The sequence below is a fragment of the Paraburkholderia sp. genome (assembly GCF_049581445.1).
Taxonomy (GTDB): domain Bacteria; phylum Pseudomonadota; class Gammaproteobacteria; order Burkholderiales; family Burkholderiaceae; genus Paraburkholderia.
This window is the reverse complement of the sequence record NZ_JBAURZ010000272.1, coordinates 1-22,975: the sequence shown is the minus strand read 5'-3', so window position 1 is coordinate 22,975 and position 22,975 is coordinate 1. Positions and strand designations below refer to the sequence as shown.

Here is a 22,975-nt window from a genome sequence, read left to right as displayed (position 1 = left end):
GTGCCGGTGCGCTGGCACCGGCGCGTACTCACGCTGGCCGTTCCGATTGTTCTGGCCAACCTGACCCAGCCGATTCTCGGCGCCGTCGACACCGCTGTCGCCGGCCATCTGGAAGACGCGTCGTATCTCGGCGGCGTGGCGCTCGGCGGCCTGTTCTTCAGCTTCGTGTTCTGGGGTTTCGGATTCTTGCGCATGGGCACGACCGGACTCGTCGCCCAGGCGTGGGGCGCCCACGATCACACCGGTCTGCGGGATAACCTCGTACGCGCGTTGGTGCTCGCGCTGGCAATCGGCGCGGCCGTGTTGCTGCTGCAGATGCCACTGATCGACTACGCGTTGGGGGTGATCGGCGGCAGCGCCGCAGTCCAGCACCAGGCACAGGTCTACTGTCACGCGCGCATCTGGGCCGCACCGCTCGCGCTTGCCAACTATGTCGTGCTGGGCTGGCTGCTCGGCACGCAGCGCGTGAGGCTCGCGCTGGCTACCCAGGTGTTCATCAACAGCGTCAATATCGTCGCCGTGCTGGCGTACGTCTACGCGTTCCACTGGGGCATTGCCGGGATCGGCGCTGCAACGGCAACCGCTGACGCGCTCGGTTTCGTGCTCGGTGCCGCGTTGCTTTGGCATCTGCGGCCACGCGGCGTCGTGCCGCTCCAGCGCGCAGCTCTATTCCACGGCGCGGCTCTGAAGCGCCTGTTCGCCCTGAACCGCGACATTTTCCTGCGCACGCTGTGTGTAATCGGCTCGTTTGGCTGGTTCGCCCATCTGGGCGCGCGGCAAGGCGACACGGTGCTCGCCGCCAACGCGCTCCTGCTCAACTTCCAGACCTTTATGGCCTACGGGCTCGACGGCTTCGCGCACGCGGCCGAAGCCCTGGTGGGCGCCGCCATCGGGGCGCGCGACCGGCACGCGTTTCGCCAGGCGGTCAAGGTAACGATGTTCTGGTCCGCACTCGGCGCGCTCGGGTTTGCGCTCGTCTACTGGAGCACGGGGAACTGGATCATCGAACGCCTGACCGACCAGGCAGCCGTGCGCGCAACGGCTGAGGCGTATCTGCCATGGGCAGCCCTCTCCCCTGTGATTTCCGTATGGGGATTTCTGCTGGACGGCGTGTTCATTGGCGCGACCCGCACGCGCGAGTTGATGGTGTCGATGGCGATCTCGCTCGCCGTGTTCCTCGCGGCTTCGTGGGCGTTTATGCCGGTGCAGGGCAACCAGGGACTGTGGGCGGCGCTGCTGGTGTTCATGGCCGTGCGCGGTGCCACGCTGATGCGTCTGCTGCCGCGCATCGTAGAGACCATCCCGGCGGCAAGTGCGCCTCAGGGCTGACGATTGACGCGGCAGAGGACGGCTCCGCCGCGGATGCCATGCATTCCAGTTACCGCTTGAAACAAGCGCACACAAGTCTCACAGGCCACTCCTCCTAGAATCAGGACAGCCCGCGCACTCCGCGCGAACAGTATGCGCGGGTCAGAGGCTCCGGCGTGCCCGCGCCGGAGCTTCGCCTTTTCAGCGCCCTTTCAACGGGTTTTCGGCGACTTTGCGGCGCGACAGGCCCCAATGCGGCTGTCTGGGCAGAATAAAGCGCGCACACCCACCCGCGTTTTATTGCGGTTTGGCTTGCGGCGCTGCCTGAGGGTCAGCTTCGTTGAGCATGGAAGGCGGCCGGTCGTCGGTCGGCACGCCGTGATAGTCGGCCGGATCTTTCGGGGGCGCATGGTGACCGGAAGCGGGATCGTTCGAGCAGCCGCACAGGGCCGCCGCAAGGCAGGAAATCAGCAAAAGGCGATTCATAGACTCTCTAAGGGAAACAAAACAACGTCAGACGCGAGGAGAGTCTACCCGCAAAGCATGCCGCACCGCCGCAACGCTTGCATTTCGCCTGCATGCTGCGCTTGCGCGCGAGTCCCCTGCGTTTTTTTCCGCGGACTGACCTACTATGTATGCATGGCTGCGGTCGTCAAAGGAGGCTGCCATGGATGCTGAACAGGTAGCAGGATTCATCGGACTCGGTGTGGGTCTGCTGGTACTGGTGGGGCTATCGATTTTCGAATCGCGCACCTACCGTCGCGAGCACAACGGTGAAGGCATGATGCACCACTGGTTGTCCGAGCATCACGTGCTCAACCGGATCCGGCGCAGACACTGACCTCAGAGCCCATCGCGGCGGTTAAGCCGCGCGTCTCGTCCTATTTGACGTTTCCTGCTGCGAGGCGGTGCTCGCCTCACAGCATGGATGAGCGTTGGCTGACAACGGTAGACGATGTGCGGCGCGCTGAGCGCGTTATCAAGCCGCCGTCGGCGAGCCGTTACACCCCCGCCTTTGCCAACACCACAATCGACACGCCCAGCGCCTCCCGCTGAGGATCCTCATTGCGGTACGAATGCGGCACATGACCGGGGAAGGCCAGCACGTCACCCGTTGCTAGTCCATGCCTTTCACCCGCGACGAAAATCGCGACGCGCCCTGCAATGCAGGTGAAATATTCACGCGTGCCCGGCAAATGCGGCGTGCCACGCATGTAGCCGCCGGGCGCGAACGACATGGTCTCGAGGATGCCATCGGGCATCGGCTCCGGGACCAGCGGCCGGATCGTCAAGCCATTGCCGCGATTCTGCGCGGAGATATCGTCAATCGACCACTTGCGCACCTTGGCACGCGGCGACGCAAGCAGTTCATCGAGCGGCGCACCGAGTGCACCCGCCACCTTCATCAACACTGCCAGCGACGGATTGCCCTCGCCCGACTCCAGATTCGCCACCGTCGAGCGTGGCACCCCCGAGGCTTTCGCCAGTCCCTCCTGCGTCAGCGCCCGCGCATGCCGCAACGCCACCAGGTTGCGCGCCAGGTGCTGGGCGGCATGCGAGGCATCGTGGGCGGTATCCGGCGCATTCTCGGCAGCGGGTGCTTGAGCGTGTTCTGGAGTTGATTCGTCCATCGTATCGACTTTCTGACAAGGAGTTGGACATCGCACTCGGCCGTGCGGCGTGGGCTTCCTATTATCGGGCCATTGGAGAGACGCAGGGCACGCAGCCTCTTCCTGAAGTCACCTTCAGTCAACTCAGGTGGCCCCAGTCACTCCCGAGTGACACCCCGAAATGGAGAATCCAAATGGTCCCCAACAATGCAAACCTGCAGGGCGTACGCGTCGCACTCACCGGTGGCACCTCGGGACTCGGCCTCGCATTGCTCGATGAATTGCTGGCGCGCGGCGCGCGCGTTGCGTTCGTCGCGCGCGATTCACGACCCGTGGCCAAGGTGGCCGCCAGTCGATCCAAGGCGGTGGGTCTCGTCGGCGATGTGTCCTGCAAGAACGATATTTACCCATTGGCGATGCAGATCAGCGGCCTGCTCGGCGGAGTCGACGTGCTGGTGAACAACGCCTCGACCCTCGGGCCCGTGCCGCTCGCGCAGCTTGCCGATACCGAATGCGAAGACTTCGAAACCGCACTCGCCACCAATCTGCTCGGCCCTTTCCGCCTTACCCGCGCGTTGCTCGGCTCGCTCACCGCGGCCGCACGTGAACACGGCGGCGCGCTGGTGCTCAACGTATCCAGCGATGCCGCCATCGAACCATATCCCACGTGGGGCGCCTACGGGGCGAGCAAGGCCGGACTGCGGCACCTGAGCCGCATCTGGGACCTCGAACTGGCCGCCCAGCGCGTGCGCGTGCTGTCACTCGATCCAGGCGATATGGACACGCCGCTGCACGCGCTCGCCGTGCCCGACGCTGATCCCGCTAGTCTGAAACGCCCCGCCACTGCGGCACGCGAATTCGCCGACGCGATTGCGGCCGCGTTGTACGCGCTGCGCCAACCGGTGAGTCTCGAAGGAGAACAAGTATGAGCTTGCGTGCCGCCACTCTGCCGCTTCAACGTCCTCGCGATGCGCGCCTGCTGGTGATCGATCCGCGCGGTCACATCGAGCATCGTCCGCGTACCGCGTTTATCGAATTGCTTCGTGAGGGCGATTGCGTGATTGCAAACGACGCCGCGACCTTGCCCGCGAGCCTGCCTGGCATCCATCGACGCAGCGGCGCGCAAATCGAAGTGAGGCTTGCGGGGCGCGCCTCGCTCGATCCGCAGGACGTGAAACGCTTTAGCGCCGTGGTGTTCGGCACCGGCGATTTTCATACGCCGACCGAAGCACGGCCAATGCCGCCCGCGCTCGCACCTCGCGACCGGCTCACGCTCGGGACCATTGACGCAACCATCGTGCGCTTGCTTGAGCATCCTCGGCTCGTCGAACTGCAATTCGATGGCGACGCCACAGCGATCTGGCGTGCCCTCGCTCAACAGGGTCGGCCAGTCCAGTATGCCCATATGCAGCAAGCGCTCGCGCTCTGGGATGTATGGACGCCCATCGCCGCTCAACCGGTCGCGTTCGAACCGCCGTCGGCGGCCTTCGTGCTCGACTGGCACAGCATCGACGTCATGCGCGCACGCGGGATTGGCTTTGCCACGCTAACGCACGCCGCTGGGCTGTCATCTACCGGCGATGAGGCACTCGATCGACATCTGCCGTTTGACGAGCCGTATCGCATTCCGGCAGGCACCGCTGCGCTGATCGCAGCGACGCGTGCGCGGCATGGGCGCGTGGTCGCCATCGGCACGACGGTCGTGCGGGCGCTCGAACATGCGGCGAGCGTGACTGCTGGCATCGTGCCGGCGGGGGAAGGCCTGGCGACACAGCGGATCGGTCCGCACTCTGCGTTACGGATCGTCGATGTGATCGTGTCCGGCACGCACGAACCGGATACCAGCCACTACGCATTACTGCGCGCCTTCACCGATACGCTGACATTGCAGTGTGCATCCGAGGAACTCGACGCGCATCGCTACCGGACCCATGAGTTCGGCGACTCAGTGTGGATCGAACGACGCGCGTGTGCGTTGCGCGAACAATGCCTCGATGCAGTCAGCGCCCGCGAAGGCTGTGTGACGTGCTAGACCCTTGTGCCGAGCCCAGGAGTTAAACGCCGACGTTAAGCGGGACGGGGAAACGAAGCAGAGAAGAAAGCGCCCCAACGCCTATGTGAAGATTTTTCGCATTTCGACATTGACGCTGTGGAGTAAAGGCAGATAGAATCTTGGATTCGTTCGGAGCGTAGCGCAGCCTGGTAGCGCATCTGATTTGGGATCAGAGGGTCGTAGGTTCGAATCCTATCGCTCCGACCAGTAGATTCAAAGGGTTACAGGCTTCGGCCTGTAACCCTTTTTTCTTTTCCGCGTTGCGCAGAACCGCGGCCGCCGACGTGAATCCGACTCCGTTCGAGAATCGATCTGTGCGCAAATTCATATCGCTCATCCTCGTCGCGGCCTTTGCCGCCACACTTGCGCCCGTTACCGCTGAGGCGCATCCGCGTGTGGTATGCAAACGGGTCTGGTATCGAGGCCATCTCGTGCGCCGTTGCCGCCAGGTGCCGCCGCCGCGCCACCATCATCACCGGCCTCCGCAGCATCGTCCGAACTACGTCTGACGTACTCGTCGATCTCCACCAGCAACGTTCACGCCGACACCTTTGCGCATTCCCTACTGCGAAAGCTGTGCCCTTCAATCTCCGGGTGCGAAACCTCCACAAAGCGTTCTGGCGAGATCAATTACCTAACCATCATTTGTAGCACCCAGTTTTTCTCGAAGGACGCCTGGCACTACGAACTATAGATTCGAACGGTCAAGACACGCGTGCAAGGCGAACCGAGAACCCTAAAGCAAATTGGCCCGTTATCGCGCATTGCAGCGGTAACGGGCCAACACAATAAAACGAGTGCGCGCAATGGGTACAGCGCGCTCAACCGGCAATGTCAGCGATCGGATAAATCGCCAACGGCTCGCCAATCTGACTGGTTAGTGACCAAAGTAAACCGAACGGGGGCCGGTAGCCGCAGACACTGCGACGGCGCCAGATTGCGACGATCCGCCAACCACACCACCAACGCCGCTAGTCGAGCCATTCTCAGCAGCTACTCGTGCCTCGGCTGCCTGGAGGTCGGCCGGATAGTACGGGTCCCGACCGCTGCGGCCAGGGTTGTAGCCAGCGGCCTCCAGCTGAACGAGCTCGGCCTTGACTTGCGCACGGGTCACCGGCTGATTCGCTTGCGCGAACGATGCAACGGGAGCGGCGAGAACAACAGCAAGAGCGACAGCCTTGATGAGCGATTTCATGATTACTACCTCCGAAGATTGTTTTGAACTGCGCTGCAAGCGGTCTTGTTTGCAGCCGGTGAAGACAGTCTAAGGAGACGATGCGTCAGGGTAAATACCTAATTCCCGAAATCACTATTCTCAAAAATCTGACAATGCAAGCCAGGCCAATCACAGGCGGCGACGGCGCAGACCAAGGTATCCCATGATGGCGCCAGCGATCCCTGTAATCGCACCTACGAGGCCCGCAACGACTCCCACATAGTTGGTCCAGTTAGCCTGAGGGGCTGCGGCAGGCGCTAATGTGACGCCAGGCGAAGGTGTGCCGACAGAAACGTGAGCCGCAGAAGGTTCAGGCGGAGGCGGCGGCGTGGTGACTGGAGACGGTAGCGGCGACGCGGTGACCGTCGGCGTGACCACGGGCGAGACCGATGCCGATTGTCCCGGCGTCGCATACAAACCTTGCGCGAGAGCCATTGATGCAGCAGGTGTATCACGCGCAATATCACCCGCCAGCGCGCCCGCGCAATGCAGCGAGAAAAGCAGCGCTGCCGCGCGCGTAAGCCGATACGTCGTCACGTACCGCGCTGAACGGCGGTCCTGCGCTTGTAGATCTGCGGGTGTTAAGGCTTCGGATGAGAGGCGGGCAACAATCGACAGGCTGGACATCCAGTCACTCCGTCTGAGATTCGATCAGACGATTGTAGCGACAGACGACCACTTTGATGGGCCGCGCACGCCTGCCCCGGTCCGCGTCCGTGATAGCGCTCGGTGTCGAGCTGGTGGCGCCGTAAAGGACCGGGTCAACGGGAGACAGCGTTTTCACTGCAACCGGCAGCTGTACTGCCCGCTGAGGTGGCCGTCGCTACATCGTTGACACATGTACTGCGGACAACCGGTCACACCTTGATTCGGCAAGAAGCACTTGGCTACGACGCTGCCGTCCGCGACCAGGCCATCCGGACCCTCACAAGCGCCAGCAGGCTTAACAGCGGCTGTCTGATCGGGTTGTGACGCGGGGTTGTTCACATTGGCGCAAGCCGCGAGGACGCAGAACATCCCGAGCACCGTCAATAGTTTCAAGCATCGATTCGAGGACATCGCGCACCTCGCCACAGGCGTTGTAACGAACCGGACCAGAAGCGTCGCTAACGTTCAGTTCGCTGTGCGCTCATGTTACCCCGCATCTGGCATTTGGCGCAGCCGGTCTGGCCAGTCGAATCAGCACCGGCGCCGTGTCGCAACCCGCGCGTCGCACGAATCACGTTTAACCGGCGTCGCCCATGATTGCGCTGCGGTTAGTGCTTCGGTACGTTGAGATCATAAAGACGGCGTTGTTGCATGTCGCCAATCACGCGGTTGCGCAGACGCTCGCGTCGGTAATGTCCAATCGCAAATACTCCGGCGATCACCAGGACCGTCAACCCGATTGCCGTGCCCAACACCGTCGCGTCCATCGCAGCCTCTCATCAGATGATGCAGCAACCACCAGTGGCGCTTCACGTCCAAAGACATCAGAAGCGTCGAGCACCGGGCCGAAGCGGCCACGCGCGCCTGTCATGCACCAGTGTCTCGTCACCGAAACACTGAGCGATGCCCCGCACTTAACCACGAAGTTCGAAGCTCGCACGGCCATATGGCCAGATTGGCAAAACAGGCCAGCATCCTCAGCGAGAGATGCGGCCTGCTTTGTGATGCCGGATGCCGGACCCTGAGCCGTGCGCAAAGGCGCTAGCTTGCAGGTCGTAGCCCGTCATGTTTCTTGCCCGGCGCACCGGTCGAACTCGCGGCCCATTCAATGGACCCGGTTCGTAACCGCCGCGCCGCATACTAAAATCTGAACGGCCAACCGGCATCCGATCACGTCAACGGTGAAACCCGTTGCCGGATTAGTTGCCAGCTTGCGACGCGCCGTTGCTGCCCGAGCCATAACCGCTGGCGCCAGCTTGTTTTTCAGCAGCGATACGCGATTCAGCTGCCTGGATGTTTTCCGGGTAGTGAATCCAGTCGTTCGGGTTGTAGCCAGCCTTTTCAACCTGAACCAGATCGGCACGCACTTGTGCGCGGGTCAGCGGTTGCTCGGATTGAGCAACTGCGGCGAGCGGTGCAGAGATAAGAGCGGCGATGGCAACAGCTTCGAGCAGCGACTTCATCATAACGACCTCCAAGGATTGTTCTTTCCGGTGTCGCAAACACCTGGGTTTGCGACCGATGAACCGCACTCTACCCGCCCCAACGATTAGGGTAAATACCTAGATTCTGAATAGACTGTTGTCAAAAACGTCACAATCCGGCGCAAAGGCCGGTGCAAGCCGACGCGCCCGCCCGCCTTGCTGTCACTCCTCTCCCATGCGACAGTGGAACAAACCAGCGGCGCCGATGCTTAGGCCCCGCCGACAAAACCTGGAGACACGCATGAATCTGATCCTCTGGCGCCATGCTGAAGCTGAAGACATCGCCCCCACCGATCTGGCCCGTCAGCTCACCACCCGAGGCCGCAAACAGGCGCAAAGCGTCGCGAAGTGGTTGCGCGCCCGCCTTGACGACGACGCCGTGATCCTCGCCAGCCCTGCGATACGCACGATCCAAACCGTCGAGAGCCTGACTGACCAGTACCGGGTGGTCCGGGAACTGGCGCCCGGTGGCAGCGCCGCCCAGGTACTCAGCGCGGCCGGCTGGCCGGAAGGCATCGCGCCTACCGTGGTGATCGTCGGCCATCAGCCCACGCTCGGCCAGGTGGCGGCGCAACTGCTCGCCAACAGCGATTCAAGCTGGCCGCTAAAGAAAGCGGGGCTGTGGTGGCTAGCCAATCGCGAGCGCGAGGGCGACGAGCAGGTTGTGTTGCGCGCGGCCATCAGTCCTGATCTGTTGTAAATCGCTCACACCACGCCAGGCCTGCGGGCCGGATGCGCGCATTGCTTCACGCCCAGGCGCAGATCGCGCATCACCCGGCCCGCACAAGCGTCGGCCGCTCACAACTTGCGTTCGTATTGCGTCGCGCTTACGGACCTGCATCGAACCGGCTTACGGACCGTCATGCAACGGTCACTGCATTGCCATGCGAGCGTCACCAGGCGTTACTACATTGGCGGAAAAAAAGACCCTCCACCTTTTCCACCAGGAACGCCACAATGCAAGATCTGCCGACGTCCTCCCCTCCGCTCGCTAGCAGTCTGGATTCCCGCCGCGGTCTGCCGCGCGCCGCTGAAACCGTCACTGAACAGCACCGGTTACAAGTGGCCTGGGCACGTAGCGACGAAGAGCTTCGCGAAGCTCAGCGCCTGCGTTATCGCGTCTTCGCCGACGAGATGGGTGCACGCCTGACGGGCCCCGCGGGCCTCGACGTCGATGCGTTCGATATGTATTGCGATCACCTGCTGGTGCGCGACCTCGACACGCTGAAAGTGGTTGGCACGTATCGCGCGTTGCCGCCGCATCAGGCGGCGCGCATTGGGCGTCTCTACGCCGAAAGCGAGTTCGACGTCTCGCGTCTCACGCATCTGCGCGCGAAGATGGTAGAGGTAGGCCGCTCGTGCGTGCACCCGGACTATCGCAGCGGCGCGGTGATCATGTCGCTGTGGGGTGGCCTCGCGTCGTACATGCTGCACAACGGCTATGAAACGATGCTCGGTTGCGCAAGCGTGGCGATGGCCGATGGCGGCCACTACGCGGCGAACCTGTATTGCGCGCTGCGCGAGAATGCAATGACCGCGCAGGAGTACCACGCCTTTCCGCACACGCCGCTGCCCGTCGATGAACTGCAAACGGGCGCAGCGGTCACACCGCCGCCGCTCATCAAAGGTTATCTGCGACTCGGCGCGAAAATTTGCGGTGCACCCGCCTGGGATCCTGACTTCAATACGGCCGATTTCCTGACGTTGCTGCGTTTGTCGGAAATCAATGCGCGCTACGCACGTCATTTCCTCGGCGACGCATCGCCAGTCTGATTCGAGCAACGCGCTTGCTAAAAAGCACACAGCCCGGCAGAGCGACTCTGCCGGGCTGTGTGCCTTAAGCGTCAGACGTGCTTGATGCGCAACGCCGCCAGCCTGAATATTTCGTCAGTCGTCCGTATAAACCACCCGATACGGGATGCCAACCTTCTCCCACTCCGCCGCTTCCTGAATCAGGCTGTAGTCGGTCAGCGGATTCTTCGCCACCCACTCATTCGGCAGACGCACTTCGTACCCGTTGTTCACACGGGCGACGAAAATGCCCGGCAAGCCGACATCGGCGCGGCGCCGGCACAGTAACGCGGCAAGCCGCAGACAGAACAGCAGCGGCCACTCCACCTCACGCGTTTGCGACAGTTTGCCAAGCTTGCCGGCGTGCCCCAGCACGAGCGCCGCCAGCCGCGCCTGATCGGTGCGCGAGAAGCCCGGCATGTCAGCGTTGCTGGCAATATAGGCCGAATGCTTGTGATACGCGCTGTGCGAAATGGACAGGCCAATCTCATGCAGCGACGCCGCCCAGCTCAGGAACATACGGTTTTCCGCGCGACGCTCGGGATCGGCTTCTTCGAACTGGTCGTAGAACCTGACCGCCAGTTCGCCGATCCGCGTCGCCTGCGGACGATCCACGCCATAGCGGCGCATGAAGCCCTCCGCCGTGACCGTGCGCATGTCTTCATGCTGCGAACGTCCCAGCAGGTCATACAGCACGCCTAAACGCAAGGCGCCGTCGGTGGTATCGACGTAATCGACACCCAACTCCTCGAAGACCGCCAGCATGATCGACAGTCCACCTGCGAGCACCGGAATCCGGTCGGCCTTGAGTGCGACCAGCTTCAGCCGGTTGACGTTCTCCGCCTTGATCAAGGCACGCTTGAGCCGTTCGAGACCGCCACGCGAAATGCCGTGCGTCACGCCCGGGTCGTTAAAGCCATTCGCTTCCACCAGCTCGGCAAGCGCGCGCGCCGTGCCCGACGAGCCAATGGCCTGCTCCCAACCGGTTTTCTTGTACTCGTGCGAGATGATCTGGATTTCGCGGCTCGCGGCCAGCTCGGCCTGGCGCATCGTGTATTCGTCTACGTTGCCCGCTGGGAAGAAGGCCCGGCTATGGCTCACACAGCCGATATACAGGCTCTCCATCTTGATCGGCGTGTAGTGCGAGCCAATGATGAATTCGGTTGACCCACCGCCAATATCGACCACAAGCCGCTTGCCCGGGCTCGCGGGCACTGAGTGTGCAGCGCCGGCATAAATCAGACGTGCTTCTTCGCGGCCAGCGATCACTTCAATCGGGAAACCGAGCGCGGCCTGCGCCTCGCCGAGAAATTCGCCGGCGTTCTTCGCGATGCGCAGCGTATTGGTGGCGACAGCGCGCACATGATCGGGATGGAAATCGCGCAACCGTTCGCCAAAGCGCTTGAGTGCGTCCCAGCCGCGCACCTGCGACGCGCGATCGAGCATCTTGTCGCTCGATAGCCCGGCGGCGAGGCGCACGGACTCACGCAGCGCATCGACCTGATAGATCTGGCTGCCTGCGTCGGTCTCCTCGACCCGGCCCACGATTAGCCGGAAGCTGTTGGAGCCGAGATCGACTGCGGCGAGAAGTTGGGGCGTGTTGACCATCGAGTGAGCGGACTCCATTCGTGCGAACGTGGCCAGATTGGTCCTGACCCCGCTGTTCAAAGTCGCCATTTTAAGCGTCCCGGACCTCACGATGTCACCTTAGCGGTTATGACGTGCGTTATGGTCCCATAGGCACTGCGTCATTTATACGACACAACGCCAATAAAGCGTAGAATTTATGACAATTCGAATGTCATAAGAACGTCATCATACTGTGAGAATTTCCGAGCGTCTCTCCCCTTCTCTTCCTGCCATTCCTGTCCCGCTGCCGATGTCCATCCGCTACCCCCTGCTGAATCGCGAACTGGGCATCCTGGGTTTCAACGAGCGTGTGCTTGCGCAAGCAGCCGATCCCGCCGTGCCCTTGCTCGAACGCTTGCGTTTCATCTGTATTACCAGCAGCAACCTCGACGAATTCTTCGAAGTCCGCATGGCCGGACTGCAGGAACAGATGCGCGACAATCCTGGCGCATTGTCGCCGGACGGCATGTCGCTGCAGCACGTGTACGACCTCGTGGTCGAGCGCGCGCAGAAACTCGTGCATCGCCAGTACACGATGTTGCACGACACCGTGCTCTCGGCGCTCGAACACGAAGGCATCTATTTTCACGGCACCGAAGCGTGGAACGAAGTGCAAACCGAATGGGCGCGCAATTATTTCTTCGACGAACTGCTGCCCGTGCTCACGCCGATCGGGCTTGATCCCGCGCATCCGTTCCCGCGCGTACTCAACAAGAGTCTGAACTTCGTGGTCGAACTGGAAGGCAAGGATGCCTTCGGTCGTCAGGCGCTGATGGGCATCGTCCAGGCGCCGCGCGCACTACCCCGACTCGTGCGCATGCCGCAGGAACTATCGGGCTATCCGCACGGTTTTGTGCTGCTTAGCTCGCTGCTGCAACGCTTCGTGGGCGAATTGTTTCCGAGTCTCGTGGTGCGCAGCTGTAATCAGTTCCGCATCACGCGCAATAGCGAACTCTTCGTCGACGAAGACGAAATCACCAATTTGCGCGTCGCGCTACAAGGTGAGTTGCCCGCGCGGCATTTGGGCAACGCCGTGCGGCTCGAAGTGTCGGCGGATACGCCGGCGCATCTGGTGCGGCGCCTGCTCGACGAAAGCAGCCTGTCCGAGAAGGACTGCTACTTTGTCGACGGTCCCGTCAATCTCGTGCGGCTAATGCAGTTGCCGGAGATGGTCGACCGTCCCGATCTGAAATTCGTGCCGCATATTCCGTCGATTCCGTCGCAGGTCAGCAATAGCGCGAGCCTGTTCGACGTGATCGACCACGGCGACGTGCTGCTGCATCACCCGTACGAAAGCTTCCAGCCGGTGCTGGAACTTCTGCTGCAGGCCGCCAAAGATCCGAACGTGATGGCCATCAAGCAGACCATCTACCGTACCGGCACGGATTCGCCGTTGATGGACGCCTTGATGCAAGCCGCGCGCAACGGCAAGGAAGTCACAGTGGTGGTGGAACTGCTGGCGCGCTTCGATGAAGAAACCAATATCAACTGGGCGTCGCAGCTCGAGGCGGTGGGCGCGCACGTCGTGTATGGCGTGGTAGGCCACAAGTGCCACGCGAAGATGATGCTGATCGTGCGGCGCGTGTCGCACAACGGCAAGATGACGCTCAAGCGCTACTGTCACCTGGGGACCGGCAACTATCACCCGCGCACAGCACGTCTTTATACCGACTTCGGGCTGATGACGGCCGACCAGAAGATCTGCGAAGACGTGCACCATGTGTTCCAGCAACTCACTGGCATTGGTGGCGAGCTAAAGCTGCACGAGTTGTGGCAATCGCCCTTCACGCTGCACCCCAAGCTTGTCGACGCCATTCGCGCCGAAGCTGAGCATGCCAAAGCCGGCAAGAAGGCGCGCATTGTCGCCAAGATGAATGCGCTGCTTGAGCCCACTGTGATCGCCGAGCTGTACGAAGCGTCACAGGCGGGCGTGAAGATCGACCTGATCGTACGCGGCGTATGCGCGTTGCAGCCGGGCGTGCCGGGGCTGTCGGAAAACATCACGGTGCGTTCGATCGTGGGCCGCTTTCTTGAGCATCATCGGATCTATTACTTCTACGATGACGGCAAGGAGCAGGTCTATCTTTCGAGCGCCGATTGGATGGACCGCAATTTCTTCCGGCGTGTGGAAGTGGCGTTTCCGATCAACAATCGCCGCCTGAAGCGCCGCGTGATCGCCGAAGGCCTGTCAGCGTTTCTCGGCGACAACACGGCCGCGTGGCTCATGCAAAGCGACGGACACTATCGACGCCGCAGGCCCGGCAAGTCCTCACGCAACGCACAGATGAGCCTGTTAGGGAAGTTTTGCCCCTGAGTCTCTGAGTTTGCTGTGTGTGGCAAGAGTGGGCTGCGAGACCCCCGCAGCGCGCCATATAAGAAGCCCGCCTGAAACACCGGCGGGCTTTCTTTTTGTCTCGACCTTTGTGTCTCGACCCGTCGTGTCCGGATCGAAGTTCAGACCGCAGCCGGCAGGCAGCGCGCGCTGCGGTAAGTGGGGAAACGCACCATGAACGTGCTGCCCCGGCCCTCTTCACTCTTCACATCGAGCTGCGCATCGTGCCGCTGCAGCACATGCTTGACGATGGCAAGACCCAGCCCCGTGCCACCGGTATCGCGCGAACGGCTGCGGTCAACCCGGTAGAAACGTTCGGTGAGCCGCGGAATTTCCGCTGCGGGAATGCCCAGGCCGCTGTCCGCCACTGAAAATACCGCCTGGCCTCCGTTCATGTGCCAGGTCACGTGAATCTTGCCGCCGTCCGGCGTGTAGCGGATCGCGTTGGTCACGAGATTGCCGAGCGCACTCAGAATCTCCGTCTCGGCGCCCGTGACCGTGAGGCCCTCGTCGGTGTCGAAGGTAATACGGTGGTGGTCGCTCGACAGATTGTCCGCGTCGTCGCGCAGATGCCTGAGCACGGCGTGCATGTCGATCATCTGGTCGCTCGGCGGCTTGTTGTTGCCTTCAAGCGTGGCGAGCACCAGCAGGTCGTTCACAATATGCCGCATCCGCGATGCCTGCTGTTCCATCAATTCCAGGTATCGGGCGCGTTCGGTTTCTGCGAGCGGCAACTCGCGCATCGTTTCCAGAAAACCCGACAACACGGTGAGCGGCGTCTTCAACTCGTGCGAGACGTTGGCCACGAAGTCACGTCGCATTGCGTCCGTGCGCTCGAGTTCGGTAATGTCCTGCGACAGCACCAGCTTGCGATTCTCGCCATACGGAAACACCTGCACCGACAGCACGTTCTGGCGCTTCTCGCCCATGCCCCGCATGATCAGCATCTGTTCGTAGTGCTGCGAGTTCAGATAGCGCACGAAGTCGGGCTGGCGCACGAGATGCGTGATGTGCTGCCGTAGATCGCGTTTCGCATCGAGGCCGAAGTGCAACTCGGAGATGGCGTTACACCATTCGATCTGGTCGTGATCGTCCAGCATCGCGACGCCGTTCGGCGACGCCTGGATAGCCTGAATGAAACGGGAATGCTGCTGCTCCACCTGGCGCACCTGGGCATGCCAGCGCTTGGCGAGCTTGTGCAAGCGGTAGTAGATTTCGCCCCAGATACCCGGCGCGCTAGGCACTTCGCCGTAGACGGGCGCATCGAGCAAACGCCACAGACGTTGTTTATGGAAGGTGCCAAAGAGGCTTTGTGCCAGGAGCACGACGACCGCGACGATCAGTGCACTTTTGACGCTGACGAACACGCCAAGCAACGCGCACAGAACAGCAAGCAGCACGATCGACACAATGGAGCGCGCCCAGATGATGTTCATGTTCTAGTGATCGAAGAGAGGACAATGCGCGCGACGCTTGAGCGCGCAGCGCGGTAGTGAAGCGGGCTCATCCCCGCCGGTCACGTGACGTAACGCGTCCTGCATAGACACCGGCGTAGGCCGTGAGGCCTGCTGGTCTGATATCCCTAAAGGCTCCGACCGCACCTTTCGCCTGGCCGGTACGAAGCCTCAGTTAAGCGCCCGGATCAAGCGCTTTTCGCGAGCCGGTAACCACTGCCCCGAACCGTTTCAATCATAGCATCGCACCCTGCCGGCTTGAGCGCGGCGCGCAGACGCTTGATATGCACATCCACGGTACGCTCTTCGACGAACACGTGGTCGCCCCACACCTGATCGAGCAATTGCGTGCGGCTATGCACGCGCTCCGGGTGCGTCATGAAGAAGTGCAGCAGACGGAACTCCGTCGGCCCCAGATCGAGCTTGATCTCGCTGCCTTCGGCGTGCGCCGCGACGCGATGAGTTGCCGGATCGAGTTTCAAGCCATTGATCGCCACCACGTCTTCGGTCAACTGGGGAGCGCGCCGGCGCAACACCGCCTTGATCCGCGCCATCAGTTCCTTCGGCGAAAACGGCTTGGTAACGTAGTCGTCCGCGCCGATTTCGAGACCCAGCACCTTGTCCTGTTCATCGCCACGTGCAGTCAGCATGATGATCGGAATATGCTTGGTGCGTTCGTTGTTGCGCAAATCACGCGCGAACGCGATACCCGATTTACCCGGGAGCATCCAGTCGAGCAGGACGAGGTCGGGCAGCACATCGCTGATCAGGTTCTGCGCCTGCTCCGCGTTATAGGCGCGGATCGGGCAGTGGCCCGCGTGCTGAAGATTGACCGAAATCAGTTCGGAAATGGCGGGCTCGTCTTCGATGACGAGAATGCTGCTAGGCATCGGCACCTCTTGACCTTTATACGGGGGTTAACTGAGTGCTTCGCGTTCAAGCGCGTCGCGTGACTTGTGACGCACGTCGGTGCCCTTGACGATGTAGATGATGAATTCAGCGATGTTCTTCGCGTGGTCGCCAATCCGTTCGATCGCCTTGGCGATGAACAGGAAATCCAGACCGACGGAAATCGAACGCGGATCTTCCGTCATGTACGAAATCAGCTTGCGCACGAAGGCGCGGAATTCTTCGTCGATCGCCTTGTCGTCGCGCACGATCTGCGCAGCGGCCACCGTATCGAGACGCGCAAACGCGTCGAGCGCGCGGCGCAGGATCGACACTGCCATCTCGCCCGACAGTTTGATCTCGGCGATATTGATGGTGCGCGACGCGCCATCTTCCATCAGACGCTTGGTGCGCTTGGCGATTTTTTCGGCTTCGTCGCCAGCGCGCTCGAGATTCGTGATGGTCTTCGAAATCGCGATCAACAGACGCAGATCACGTGCAGCCGGCTGACGGCGCGCGATGATGTTGCTGCATTCTTCGTCGATGTCGACTTCCATCTTGTTCAGGCGCTCTTCGGCGGCAATCACCTGTTCGCACAGGTCCAGATCGAAGTTATTCAGCGCGTTCATCGCGGTGACGATCTGCGACTCAACCAGACCGCCCATTTCCAGGACCTTCGAGGAAACGAGATTCAGATCGGCGTCGAACTGGCTGGAGAGGTGTTTATCGGACATGTCGTGCTCCCTGTGTGGTGGGGCGTCGGCTTAACCGAAGCGGCCGGTAATGTAGTCCTCAGTTTCCTTGCGGACCGGCTTGATAAAGATCTTTTCGGTGTCCCCGAATTCGATCAGCTCGCCGAGGTACATGTACGCAGTGTAGTCCGAACAACGTGCGGCCTGTTGCATGTTGTGGGTGACGATCACCACCGTGTAATCGCTCTTCAGTTCCGCGATCAGTTCTTCAATACGGCCCGTCGAAATCGGATCGAGTGCCGAGCACGGTTCGTCGAGCAACAGCACTTCCGGACGGATCGCAATGCCGCGTGCGATGCACAGACGCTGCTGCTGACCACCGGAGAGGCCGTAGCCGCTCTGCCCCAGTTTGTCCTTCACTTCGTTCCACAACGCGGCCTTGGTCAGCGCCCATTCGACGCGGTCGTCCATCTCCGAGCGCGACAGCGTTTCGAACATCTTCACGCCAAACGCGATGTTGTCGTAGATCGACATCGGGAACGGCGTCGGTTTCTGGAACACCATGCCGATCCGTGCGCGCAGCAGCGAAATATCGCGCTTGGACGTAAGCAGGTTTTCGCCGTCCATCAGGATCTCGCCTTCGGCGCGCTGCTCCGGATAGAGCGCATACATCTTGTTGAACGTGCGCAGCAGCGTGGACTTGCCGCAACCCGACGGGCCGATGAACGCGGTCACCTTGCCTGCGGGAATGCGCAGATTGATGTTCTTCAGCGCGTGGTATTTGCCGTAGAAGAAGTTCAGATCATTGACTTCGATTTTCGGCTGCGCCGACGCTTGCGCGTGCTCGCTCTGGGCGGGGTCGAAACCAGCGGGCGCCGTCGGGCGCGCAGTCGGGTTAAGTTGAGTTTCTGCCATGTTCATCGGATTACTCCGCCCTTACTTTGTCGAGAAGATCGAACGCGCGAGGATGTTCAAACCGAGCACCCCAAGCGTGATCAGGAAGACGCCGGCCCACGCAAGCGATTGCCACTGCGGGAAGGCGCTCATCGCAAACTGATAGATCGTGACCGGCAGATTGGCGACCGGCTGATTCATGTTCAACGAGAAGAACTGGTTGGACATCGCGGTGAACAGCAGCGGCGCCGTTTCGCCGGCAATCCGCGCGACACCCAGCAGCACGCCCGTGATGATGCCCGCTACCGACGCTTTCAGCGTAATCGACAGGACCATCTTCCACTTCGGCGTGCCGAGTGCGAAGGCGGCCTCACGCAACGCGTTCGGCACCAGCTTCAGCATGTTTTCCGTGGTGCGGATCACGATTGGAATCTGCAGCAAAGCCAGGCCGAACGCTCCGGCCCATCCGCTGAAGTGACCCATCTTCGCCACTACCAACGCGTACACGAAGAGGCCCACCACGATCGACGGCGCCGACAACAGAATGTCGTTGATAAAACGCGTGACGCTCGCGAGCCATCCCTTCTGACCATATTCGGCGAGATACACGCCGGCCAGAATGCCGATTGGCGTGCCGACGAGCGTCGCCACGCCGATCAGCATCAGGCTGCCGACGATGGCGTTAGCGAGACCACCGCCATCGGTATTCGGCGGCGGCGTCGATTGCGTGAACAACTCGATCGACAAGCCACCGATGCCCAGGCGCAAGGTCGTAAACAGAATCCACACGAGCCAGATCAGGCCGAAGATCATTGCCGCCAGCGAGAGCGTCAGTGCAATCGCGTTGGTCACGCGACGGCGGCCCTGCAGGCGATTGCGCATCGCCTCGAGGGCGACTGCGTCGTCCGAACCCGGCATGTTCAAGGTGGGCTGGCTCATTTCGCGCCCTCCCCTTTTTCGAGGCGAAGCAGCATGATCTTCGATATCGCGAGCACGATGAAAGTAATCACAAAGAGGATCAGGCCGAGTTCCATCAACGCGGACGTGTGCAGGCCAGGCTCCGCTTCCGCGAATTCGTTGGCGAGCGCCGACGTGATGCTGTTACCCGGCGAAAACAGTGAGACGTTGTCCAGCAGGTTGGTGTTGCCGATCACGAAGGTCACGGCCATCGTTTCGCCAAGCGCCCGACCCAAGCCGAGCATGACACCGCCGATCACGCCGCTCTTGGTAAACGGCAAGACGACCTTCCACATCACTTCCCAGGTCGTGCAGCCGATGCCGTACGCCGATTCCTTCAACAGGACAGGCGTGACTTCGAACACGTCACGCATCACCGAGGCGATGTACGGAATGATCATGATGGCGAGGATCACGCCAGCGCAGAGAATGCCGATACCGATGGGCGGCCCCTGGAACAACGCGCCGACGAACGGCACGCTGCCGAGCACGACGCCAAGCGGCTTTTCGAACCAGGTTGCAAAGATCGGCGCGAATACCAGCAGGCCCCACATACCGTAGACGATCGAAGGGATCGCAGCCAGCAACTCGATCGCGATGCCGAGCGGCCGGCGCAGCCACGCGGGCGCCAGTTCAGTGAGGAACAGGGCGATGCCGAAACTGACCGGCACCGCAATGACGAGCGCAATGATCGACGTGGCGATCGTGCCATAGATAGGCACGAGCGCACCGAACTTATTGCTTGGTGGATCCCAGTCGGAAGTCCACAGGAATGAGAGGCCGAATTGCTTGATCGACGGCAGCGAAGCGACGATCAGCGAGACGATGATGCCGCCGAGCAGCAGCAGCGTGACAATCGCCGCGAGCCGCGCGAGGCCGCCAAAAATGACATCGCCAGAGCGGCTGGGCGCCTTTTGCTGCCCTGCGCTGAGGGATGAGCTCGACACGATTTGGATGTCGGACATGGGAACCTATGTGCCTGATACCAGAAGCTGCACGACACAACGCCATGCAACCAGTACTACAGCCGCCCAGCCTCACATGAGGCTGGGCGGCTTCTTACTACTTCGCGACGCTTACTCGGCGATAGCCTTGCCCGATGCGTCCTTTACTTTTTCCTTCCACTGCGTCTTGATTTCAGTCACAACCGATTCCGGCAGCGAGATGTAATCCAGGCTGTCAGCGGCCGGCGAACCATTCTTGAACGCCCAGTCGAAGAACTTCAGCGTTTCGGCACCTTGCGGTGCCTTGTCTTGCGTCGTGTGCAGCAGCACGAACGTTGCGCCGACGATCGGCCATGCGTCCTTGCCCGGCTCGTTGGTCAGGATCTGGTAGAACGACTTCGACCAGTCTGCGCCAGCAGCGGCTGCCTTGAACGTTTCCGTCTTCGGCTCGACCACCGTGCCTGCCGTGTTCTTCATGTCCACGTAGACCATATGGTTTTGCTTCGCATAGGCCCATTCGACGTAACCGATCGCGCCCGGCAGACGTTGCACGAAGGCTGCGACGCCGTCGTTGCCCTTGCCGCCCGTGCCCGTCGGCCAGCTGACCGTTGCGCCTTCACCGACCTTCGACTTCCAGTCAGCGTTGACCTTCGACAGGTAGTTCGTCCAGATGAAGCTGGTGCCCGAACCGTCAGCACGGCGCACCACGGCGATGTCCGTATCCGGCAGCTTTGCCTTCGGATTCAGAGCGGCGACCGCCGGGTCGTTCCACTTCTTGATCTTGCCCAGGTAGATGTCGCCGAGCACCTGGCCCGACAGTACCAGGTCACCCGGCTTCACGCCCGGGATGTTCACCACCGGCACCACGCCACCGACAACCGTCGGGAACTGGAACAGGCCGTCCTTGGCCAGCTCATCGTCCTTCAGCGGAGCGTCCGAACCTGCGAAATCGACCGTCTTGGCGATGATCTGCTTGATGCCGCCCGACGAACCGATACCTTGGTAGTTCACCTTGCCGCCGCCGGACTTCTGATAGGCGTCAGCCCATTTCGTGTAGATCGGTGCTGCAAAGGTGCTGCCCGCGCCGGTGATGTCGGCGGCTTGCGCTGCGATCGCGAAGAGCGCGCCAGCCATGCCAGCGAACGCGGTTTGCATCAATTTCATGAGACCTCCAGTGGTGTGAGCGGATTACACGACACCGCGAAGAATAGGGTCTCTTTATGACACTAACGTGACTAACGGTGAAAATCGCGTGACAGTAGCATTACTGCGATGAAAGGCGGGAACGGCGGTTTTGTAGCGCTGCGGAGAACGGTTTCGCTGTGTCTGTACAGATTAGGCGAAAATTGTGCGGGGTGAACGTTTGCGTGTGGGGAATGGGGGCGACGCTGGAGGGTGCGTGCTGGAGGAAACGTGGGGCCGTGACGCCGGAGGCTACCTGCTGGAGAAACCTTCGGCGATGGGCGATGCGCCGAAAGAACCGGCCCGCGCGGCAGGACCGCCCTTCTTGCTCGAAAATTTCAGATATGAGTGAAGGGCTGCCCCCGGCTTCACATCTCGCCGTGGAGCGCCCCCTGGTCGCCCTGATCAGGCGGTAGCCTGCTTGACCACACTCGCGATTGCCTCTGCATGCCCCACCGCCTCGTTCACGCCCTGGGCTTCCACCATCACGCGCAGCACCGGCTCCGTACCGGACGCGCGGATCAGCACTCGGCCGTGTCCTTCGAGCGCCTTTTCGGCAGCACTGATAGCGCGGCGGATCGCGTCGCTCGCTTTCCAGTCCGCGCCTGGTTGCATCCGGACATTGATCAGCTTTTGCGGAAATAGCGTCACGCCTTCGAGCAGTTGCGCAAGCGTCTTCTCGCTGCGCTTCATGGCCGCGAGGACCAGCAGCGACGACACGATGCCGTCCCCGGTCGAGTGGCGATCAAGCGACAGAATGTGCCCCGAACCCTCCGCGCCAAGCTGCCAACCGTGCTCACGCAATTGTTCGAGCACGTAGCGGTCGCCGACCGCGGCCCGTACGAAGTTCACACCCGAGCGTTGCAGCGCAACTTCCACCGCCATATTGGTCATCAGCGTGCCGACGGCGCCCTCGACCTTGCCGTCAGTGGCGATACGGTCCTTGACCAGCACATACAGCAATTCGTCGCCGTTATAGAGCCGCCCTGCCGCGTCGACCACCTGAAGACGGTCGGCGTCGCCGTCCAGCGCAATGCCGAGGTCAGCGTGATTCGCCCGCACCGCACGCACTAGCGCGTCCGGCGCCGTCGCACCCACACCGTCGTTGATGTTGAAGCCGTTCGGCGCGACGCCAATCGGAATCACGTCAGCACCCAGTTCGTGGAACACGTGCGGCGCGATGTCGTAAGCGGCACCGTGCGCGCAGTCGATCACCAGCTTCATGCCGCGCAGGTCGAACGCCGCCGGGAACGTGCTCTTGCAGAATTCGATATAGCGGCCCGCCGCGTCATCGAGGCGGCGCGCCTTGCCGAGTTGCTCGGACGCCGCGCAATCCAGCGGCAGATCCAGCTGTTCTTCGATCTTAAGTTCGACGTCGTCTGGCAGCTTGTCGCCATATGCCGAGAAGAACTTGATACCGTTGTCGTAGTAGGGGTTGTGCGATGCGCTGATCACGACGCCGGCCGCGAGCCGCAGCGCACGCGTGAGGTAGGCGATGCCCGGCGTGGGCATCGGACCGGCCAGCATCACGTCGACCCCAGCTGCCGAGAAGCCCGCTTCGAGCGCTGCTTCGAGCATGTAGCCCGAAACGCGCGTGTCCTTGCCGATCAACACGGTGGGACGCTGGCCCGTATTGGTCCAGCGGTCTCCGCCCGCCAGCACCTTGCCGGCCGCGTAACCGAGCCGCAATACAAAATCCGGTGTGATCGGCGCATCACCGACCTTGCCGCGAATACCATCAGTACCAAAAAAGCGACGTGCCATCTTGTAGTTTTCCTCTTCTTACAAAGGTCAGCTGCGACGCGCTGCGTCGCGCATGGCTGCCCAGACTTTTAATGCATCAACCGTTTGTGCGACATCGTGGACACGCAGTATCGCCGCCCCGCGCCCAGC

General features: G+C 61.6%; 23 protein-coding genes, 1 tRNA gene and 1 pseudogene. 9 read left to right on the top strand and 16 right to left on the bottom strand.

Annotated features, from left to right (window positions below; translation table 11 throughout):
• Positions 1-1,329: MATE family efflux transporter (locus WCA85_RS22855; protein WP_424067132.1), on the top strand; the 1,329-nt coding region annotated here is incomplete at its 5' end.
• Positions 1,330-1,605: 276 nt separating this feature from the next.
• Here WCA85_RS22855 and WCA85_RS22850 read toward each other — a convergent pair.
• A complete protein-coding gene (locus WCA85_RS22850; protein ID WP_424067131.1) occupies positions 1,606-1,794 on the bottom strand; it encodes a hypothetical protein in 189 nt (62 codons plus the stop codon).
• 181 nt (positions 1,795-1,975) lie between these two features.
• Between WCA85_RS22850 and WCA85_RS22845 the strand changes: the two genes are divergently transcribed.
• Positions 1,976-2,149, top strand: a complete 174-nt coding sequence (locus tag WCA85_RS22845) for a hypothetical protein (RefSeq protein ID WP_424067130.1) — start codon at positions 1,976-1,978, stop codon at positions 2,147-2,149.
• A 160-nt stretch (positions 2,150-2,309) separates the two neighbouring features.
• Here the strand turns inward: WCA85_RS22845 and WCA85_RS22840 are convergent, their stop codons facing one another.
• Positions 2,310-2,939: a helix-turn-helix domain-containing protein gene (locus WCA85_RS22840; protein WP_424067129.1), complete on the bottom strand. Its 630-nt coding sequence runs from the start codon at positions 2,937-2,939 to the stop codon at positions 2,310-2,312.
• Positions 2,940-3,112: 173 nt separating this feature from the next.
• Here WCA85_RS22840 and WCA85_RS22835 point away from each other — a divergent pair, with 173 nt between their 5' ends.
• The 4 genes from WCA85_RS22835 (at position 3,113) to WCA85_RS22820 (ending at position 5,480) form a co-directional block, all read left to right on the top strand.
• Positions 3,113-3,847 (top strand): SDR family oxidoreductase, encoded by a 735-nt coding sequence (locus WCA85_RS22835; protein WP_424067128.1) that lies wholly within the window; start codon positions 3,113-3,115, stop codon positions 3,845-3,847.
• On the top strand, positions 3,844-4,950 hold the full coding sequence (locus tag WCA85_RS22830; RefSeq protein WP_424067127.1) for an S-adenosylmethionine:tRNA ribosyltransferase-isomerase: 1,107 nt from the start codon (positions 3,844-3,846) through the stop codon (positions 4,948-4,950). Before WCA85_RS22835 ends, WCA85_RS22830 begins: the two co-directional genes overlap by 4 nt.
• A 151-nt stretch (positions 4,951-5,101) precedes the next feature.
• Positions 5,102-5,178 (top strand) — tRNA-Pro (locus tag WCA85_RS22825).
• Positions 5,179-5,285: 107 nt separating this feature from the next.
• Entirely contained in the window at positions 5,286-5,480 is a 195-nt protein-coding gene (locus WCA85_RS22820; protein WP_424067126.1) for a hypothetical protein, read from the top strand.
• A 368-nt stretch (positions 5,481-5,848) separates the two neighbouring features.
• Here the strand turns inward: WCA85_RS22820 and WCA85_RS22815 are convergent, their stop codons facing one another.
• The 4 genes from WCA85_RS22815 to WCA85_RS22800 form a co-directional block, all read right to left on the bottom strand.
• A complete protein-coding gene (locus WCA85_RS22815) occupies positions 5,849-6,166 on the bottom strand; it encodes a DUF4148 domain-containing protein (protein ID WP_424067125.1) in 318 nt (105 codons plus the stop codon).
• A gap of 150 nt (positions 6,167-6,316) precedes the next feature.
• Positions 6,317-6,814: a hypothetical protein gene (locus WCA85_RS22810; RefSeq protein WP_424067124.1), complete on the bottom strand. Its 498-nt coding sequence runs from the start codon at positions 6,812-6,814 to the stop codon at positions 6,317-6,319.
• 629 nt (positions 6,815-7,443) lie between these two features.
• The gene (locus WCA85_RS22805) at positions 7,444-7,602 is read right to left on the bottom strand and encodes a hypothetical protein (RefSeq protein ID WP_424067123.1); all 159 of its coding nucleotides are present in this window, start codon (positions 7,600-7,602) and stop codon (positions 7,444-7,446) included.
• A gap of 432 nt (positions 7,603-8,034) precedes the next feature.
• Positions 8,035-8,298: a DUF4148 domain-containing protein gene (locus WCA85_RS22800; protein ID WP_424067122.1), complete on the bottom strand. Its 264-nt coding sequence runs from the start codon at positions 8,296-8,298 to the stop codon at positions 8,035-8,037.
• A gap of 262 nt (positions 8,299-8,560) precedes the next feature.
• Between WCA85_RS22800 and sixA the strand changes: the two genes are divergently transcribed.
• Positions 8,561-9,019, top strand: a complete 459-nt coding sequence (gene sixA / locus WCA85_RS22795) for a phosphohistidine phosphatase SixA (RefSeq protein ID WP_424067121.1) — start codon at positions 8,561-8,563, stop codon at positions 9,017-9,019.
• Positions 9,020-9,276: 257 nt separating this feature from the next.
• Entirely contained in the window at positions 9,277-10,092 is an 816-nt protein-coding gene (locus WCA85_RS22790; RefSeq protein WP_424067120.1) for a GNAT family N-acetyltransferase, read from the top strand.
• 114 nt (positions 10,093-10,206) lie between these two features.
• On the opposite strand, the gene ppx is transcribed toward WCA85_RS22790, so the two are convergent.
• Positions 10,207-11,787: an exopolyphosphatase gene (ppx, locus tag WCA85_RS22785; RefSeq protein WP_424067119.1), complete on the bottom strand. Its 1,581-nt coding sequence runs from the start codon at positions 11,785-11,787 to the stop codon at positions 10,207-10,209.
• 202 nt (positions 11,788-11,989) lie between these two features.
• Between ppx and ppk1 the strand changes: the two genes are divergently transcribed.
• The gene (ppk1, locus tag WCA85_RS22780) at positions 11,990-14,053 is read left to right on the top strand and encodes a polyphosphate kinase 1 (protein ID WP_424067118.1); all 2,064 of its coding nucleotides are present in this window, start codon (positions 11,990-11,992) and stop codon (positions 14,051-14,053) included.
• A 140-nt stretch (positions 14,054-14,193) separates the two neighbouring features.
• Here the strand turns inward: ppk1 and phoR are convergent, their stop codons facing one another.
• From phoR to WCA85_RS22735, 9 genes and pseudogenes are all read right to left on the bottom strand, one after another.
• Positions 14,194-15,507 carry a phosphate regulon sensor histidine kinase PhoR gene (phoR, locus tag WCA85_RS22775; protein ID WP_424067117.1) on the bottom strand — a complete coding sequence of 438 codons (1,314 nt, stop codon included), beginning with the start codon at positions 15,505-15,507 and terminating at the stop codon, positions 14,194-14,196.
• Between the two features lie 206 nt (positions 15,508-15,713).
• Positions 15,714-16,415, bottom strand: a complete 702-nt coding sequence (gene phoB, locus WCA85_RS22770; RefSeq protein ID WP_006051991.1) for a phosphate regulon transcriptional regulator PhoB — start codon at positions 16,413-16,415, stop codon at positions 15,714-15,716.
• Positions 16,416-16,442: 27 nt separating this feature from the next.
• Positions 16,443-17,147, bottom strand: coding sequence for a phosphate signaling complex protein PhoU (gene phoU, locus WCA85_RS22765; RefSeq protein ID WP_424067116.1), 705 nt, complete (start codon positions 17,145-17,147; stop codon positions 16,443-16,445).
• Positions 17,148-17,177: 30 nt separating this feature from the next.
• A complete protein-coding gene (pstB, locus tag WCA85_RS22760) occupies positions 17,178-18,026 on the bottom strand; it encodes a phosphate ABC transporter ATP-binding protein PstB (protein ID WP_424067115.1) in 849 nt (282 codons plus the stop codon).
• 15 nt (positions 18,027-18,041) lie between these two features.
• Complete coding sequence (pstA, locus tag WCA85_RS22755) at positions 18,042-18,938, bottom strand: phosphate ABC transporter permease PstA (RefSeq protein ID WP_424067114.1); 897 nt, start codon at positions 18,936-18,938, stop codon at positions 18,042-18,044.
• Entirely contained in the window at positions 18,935-19,921 is a 987-nt protein-coding gene (gene pstC, locus WCA85_RS22750) for a phosphate ABC transporter permease PstC (protein WP_424067113.1), read from the bottom strand. Before pstC ends, pstA begins: the two co-directional genes overlap by 4 nt.
• A 111-nt stretch (positions 19,922-20,032) precedes the next feature.
• Positions 20,033-21,064, bottom strand: a complete 1,032-nt coding sequence (pstS, locus tag WCA85_RS22745; protein WP_424067112.1) for a phosphate ABC transporter substrate-binding protein PstS — start codon at positions 21,062-21,064, stop codon at positions 20,033-20,035.
• Between the two features lie 423 nt (positions 21,065-21,487).
• Complete coding sequence (gene glmM / locus WCA85_RS22740) at positions 21,488-22,846, bottom strand: phosphoglucosamine mutase (RefSeq protein ID WP_424067111.1); 1,359 nt, start codon at positions 22,844-22,846, stop codon at positions 21,488-21,490.
• 27 nt (positions 22,847-22,873) lie between these two features.
• A pseudogene (locus WCA85_RS22735) lies at positions 22,874-22,975 on the bottom strand (dihydropteroate synthase); the annotation flags it as partial.

Bases quoted from the DNA above. Each gene is read 5' to 3' on its own strand.
- WCA85_RS22850 (WP_424067131.1), bottom strand. From the start codon at position 1,794: ATGAATCGCCTTTTGCTGATTTCCTGCCTTGCGGCGGCCCTGTGCGGC.
- WCA85_RS22845 (WP_424067130.1), top strand. From the start codon at position 1,976: ATGGATGCTGAACAGGTAGCAGGATTCATCGGACTCGGTGTGGGTCTG.
- WCA85_RS22840 (WP_424067129.1), bottom strand. From the start codon at position 2,939: ATGGACGAATCAACTCCAGAACACGCTCAAGCACCCGCTGCCGAGAAT.
- WCA85_RS22835 (WP_424067128.1), top strand. From the start codon at position 3,113: ATGGTCCCCAACAATGCAAACCTGCAGGGCGTACGCGTCGCACTCACC.
- WCA85_RS22830 (WP_424067127.1), top strand. From the start codon at position 3,844: ATGAGCTTGCGTGCCGCCACTCTGCCGCTTCAACGTCCTCGCGATGCG.
- WCA85_RS22815 (WP_424067125.1), bottom strand. From the start codon at position 6,166: ATGAAATCGCTCATCAAGGCTGTCGCTCTTGCTGTTGTTCTCGCCGCT.
- WCA85_RS22810 (WP_424067124.1), bottom strand. From the start codon at position 6,814: ATGTCCAGCCTGTCGATTGTTGCCCGCCTCTCATCCGAAGCCTTAACA.
- WCA85_RS22805 (WP_424067123.1), bottom strand. From the start codon at position 7,602: ATGGACGCGACGGTGTTGGGCACGGCAATCGGGTTGACGGTCCTGGTG.
- WCA85_RS22800 (WP_424067122.1), bottom strand. From the start codon at position 8,298: ATGAAGTCGCTGCTCGAAGCTGTTGCCATCGCCGCTCTTATCTCTGCA.
- sixA (WP_424067121.1), top strand. From the start codon at position 8,561: ATGAATCTGATCCTCTGGCGCCATGCTGAAGCTGAAGACATCGCCCCC.
- WCA85_RS22790 (WP_424067120.1), top strand. From the start codon at position 9,277: ATGCAAGATCTGCCGACGTCCTCCCCTCCGCTCGCTAGCAGTCTGGAT.
- ppx (WP_424067119.1), bottom strand. From the start codon at position 11,787: ATGGCGACTTTGAACAGCGGGGTCAGGACCAATCTGGCCACGTTCGCA.
- ppk1 (WP_424067118.1), top strand. From the start codon at position 11,990: ATGTCCATCCGCTACCCCCTGCTGAATCGCGAACTGGGCATCCTGGGT.
- phoR (WP_424067117.1), bottom strand. From the start codon at position 15,507: ATGAACATCATCTGGGCGCGCTCCATTGTGTCGATCGTGCTGCTTGCT.
- phoB (WP_006051991.1), bottom strand. From the start codon at position 16,415: ATGCCTAGCAGCATTCTCGTCATCGAAGACGAGCCCGCCATTTCCGAA.
- phoU (WP_424067116.1), bottom strand. From the start codon at position 17,147: ATGTCCGATAAACACCTCTCCAGCCAGTTCGACGCCGATCTGAATCTC.
- pstB (WP_424067115.1), bottom strand. From the start codon at position 18,026: ATGAACATGGCAGAAACTCAACTTAACCCGACTGCGCGCCCGACGGCG.
- pstA (WP_424067114.1), bottom strand. From the start codon at position 18,938: ATGAGCCAGCCCACCTTGAACATGCCGGGTTCGGACGACGCAGTCGCC.
- pstC (WP_424067113.1), bottom strand. From the start codon at position 19,921: ATGTCCGACATCCAAATCGTGTCGAGCTCATCCCTCAGCGCAGGGCAG.
- pstS (WP_424067112.1), bottom strand. From the start codon at position 21,064: ATGAAATTGATGCAAACCGCGTTCGCTGGCATGGCTGGCGCGCTCTTC.
- glmM (WP_424067111.1), bottom strand. From the start codon at position 22,846: ATGGCACGTCGCTTTTTTGGTACTGATGGTATTCGCGGCAAGGTCGGT.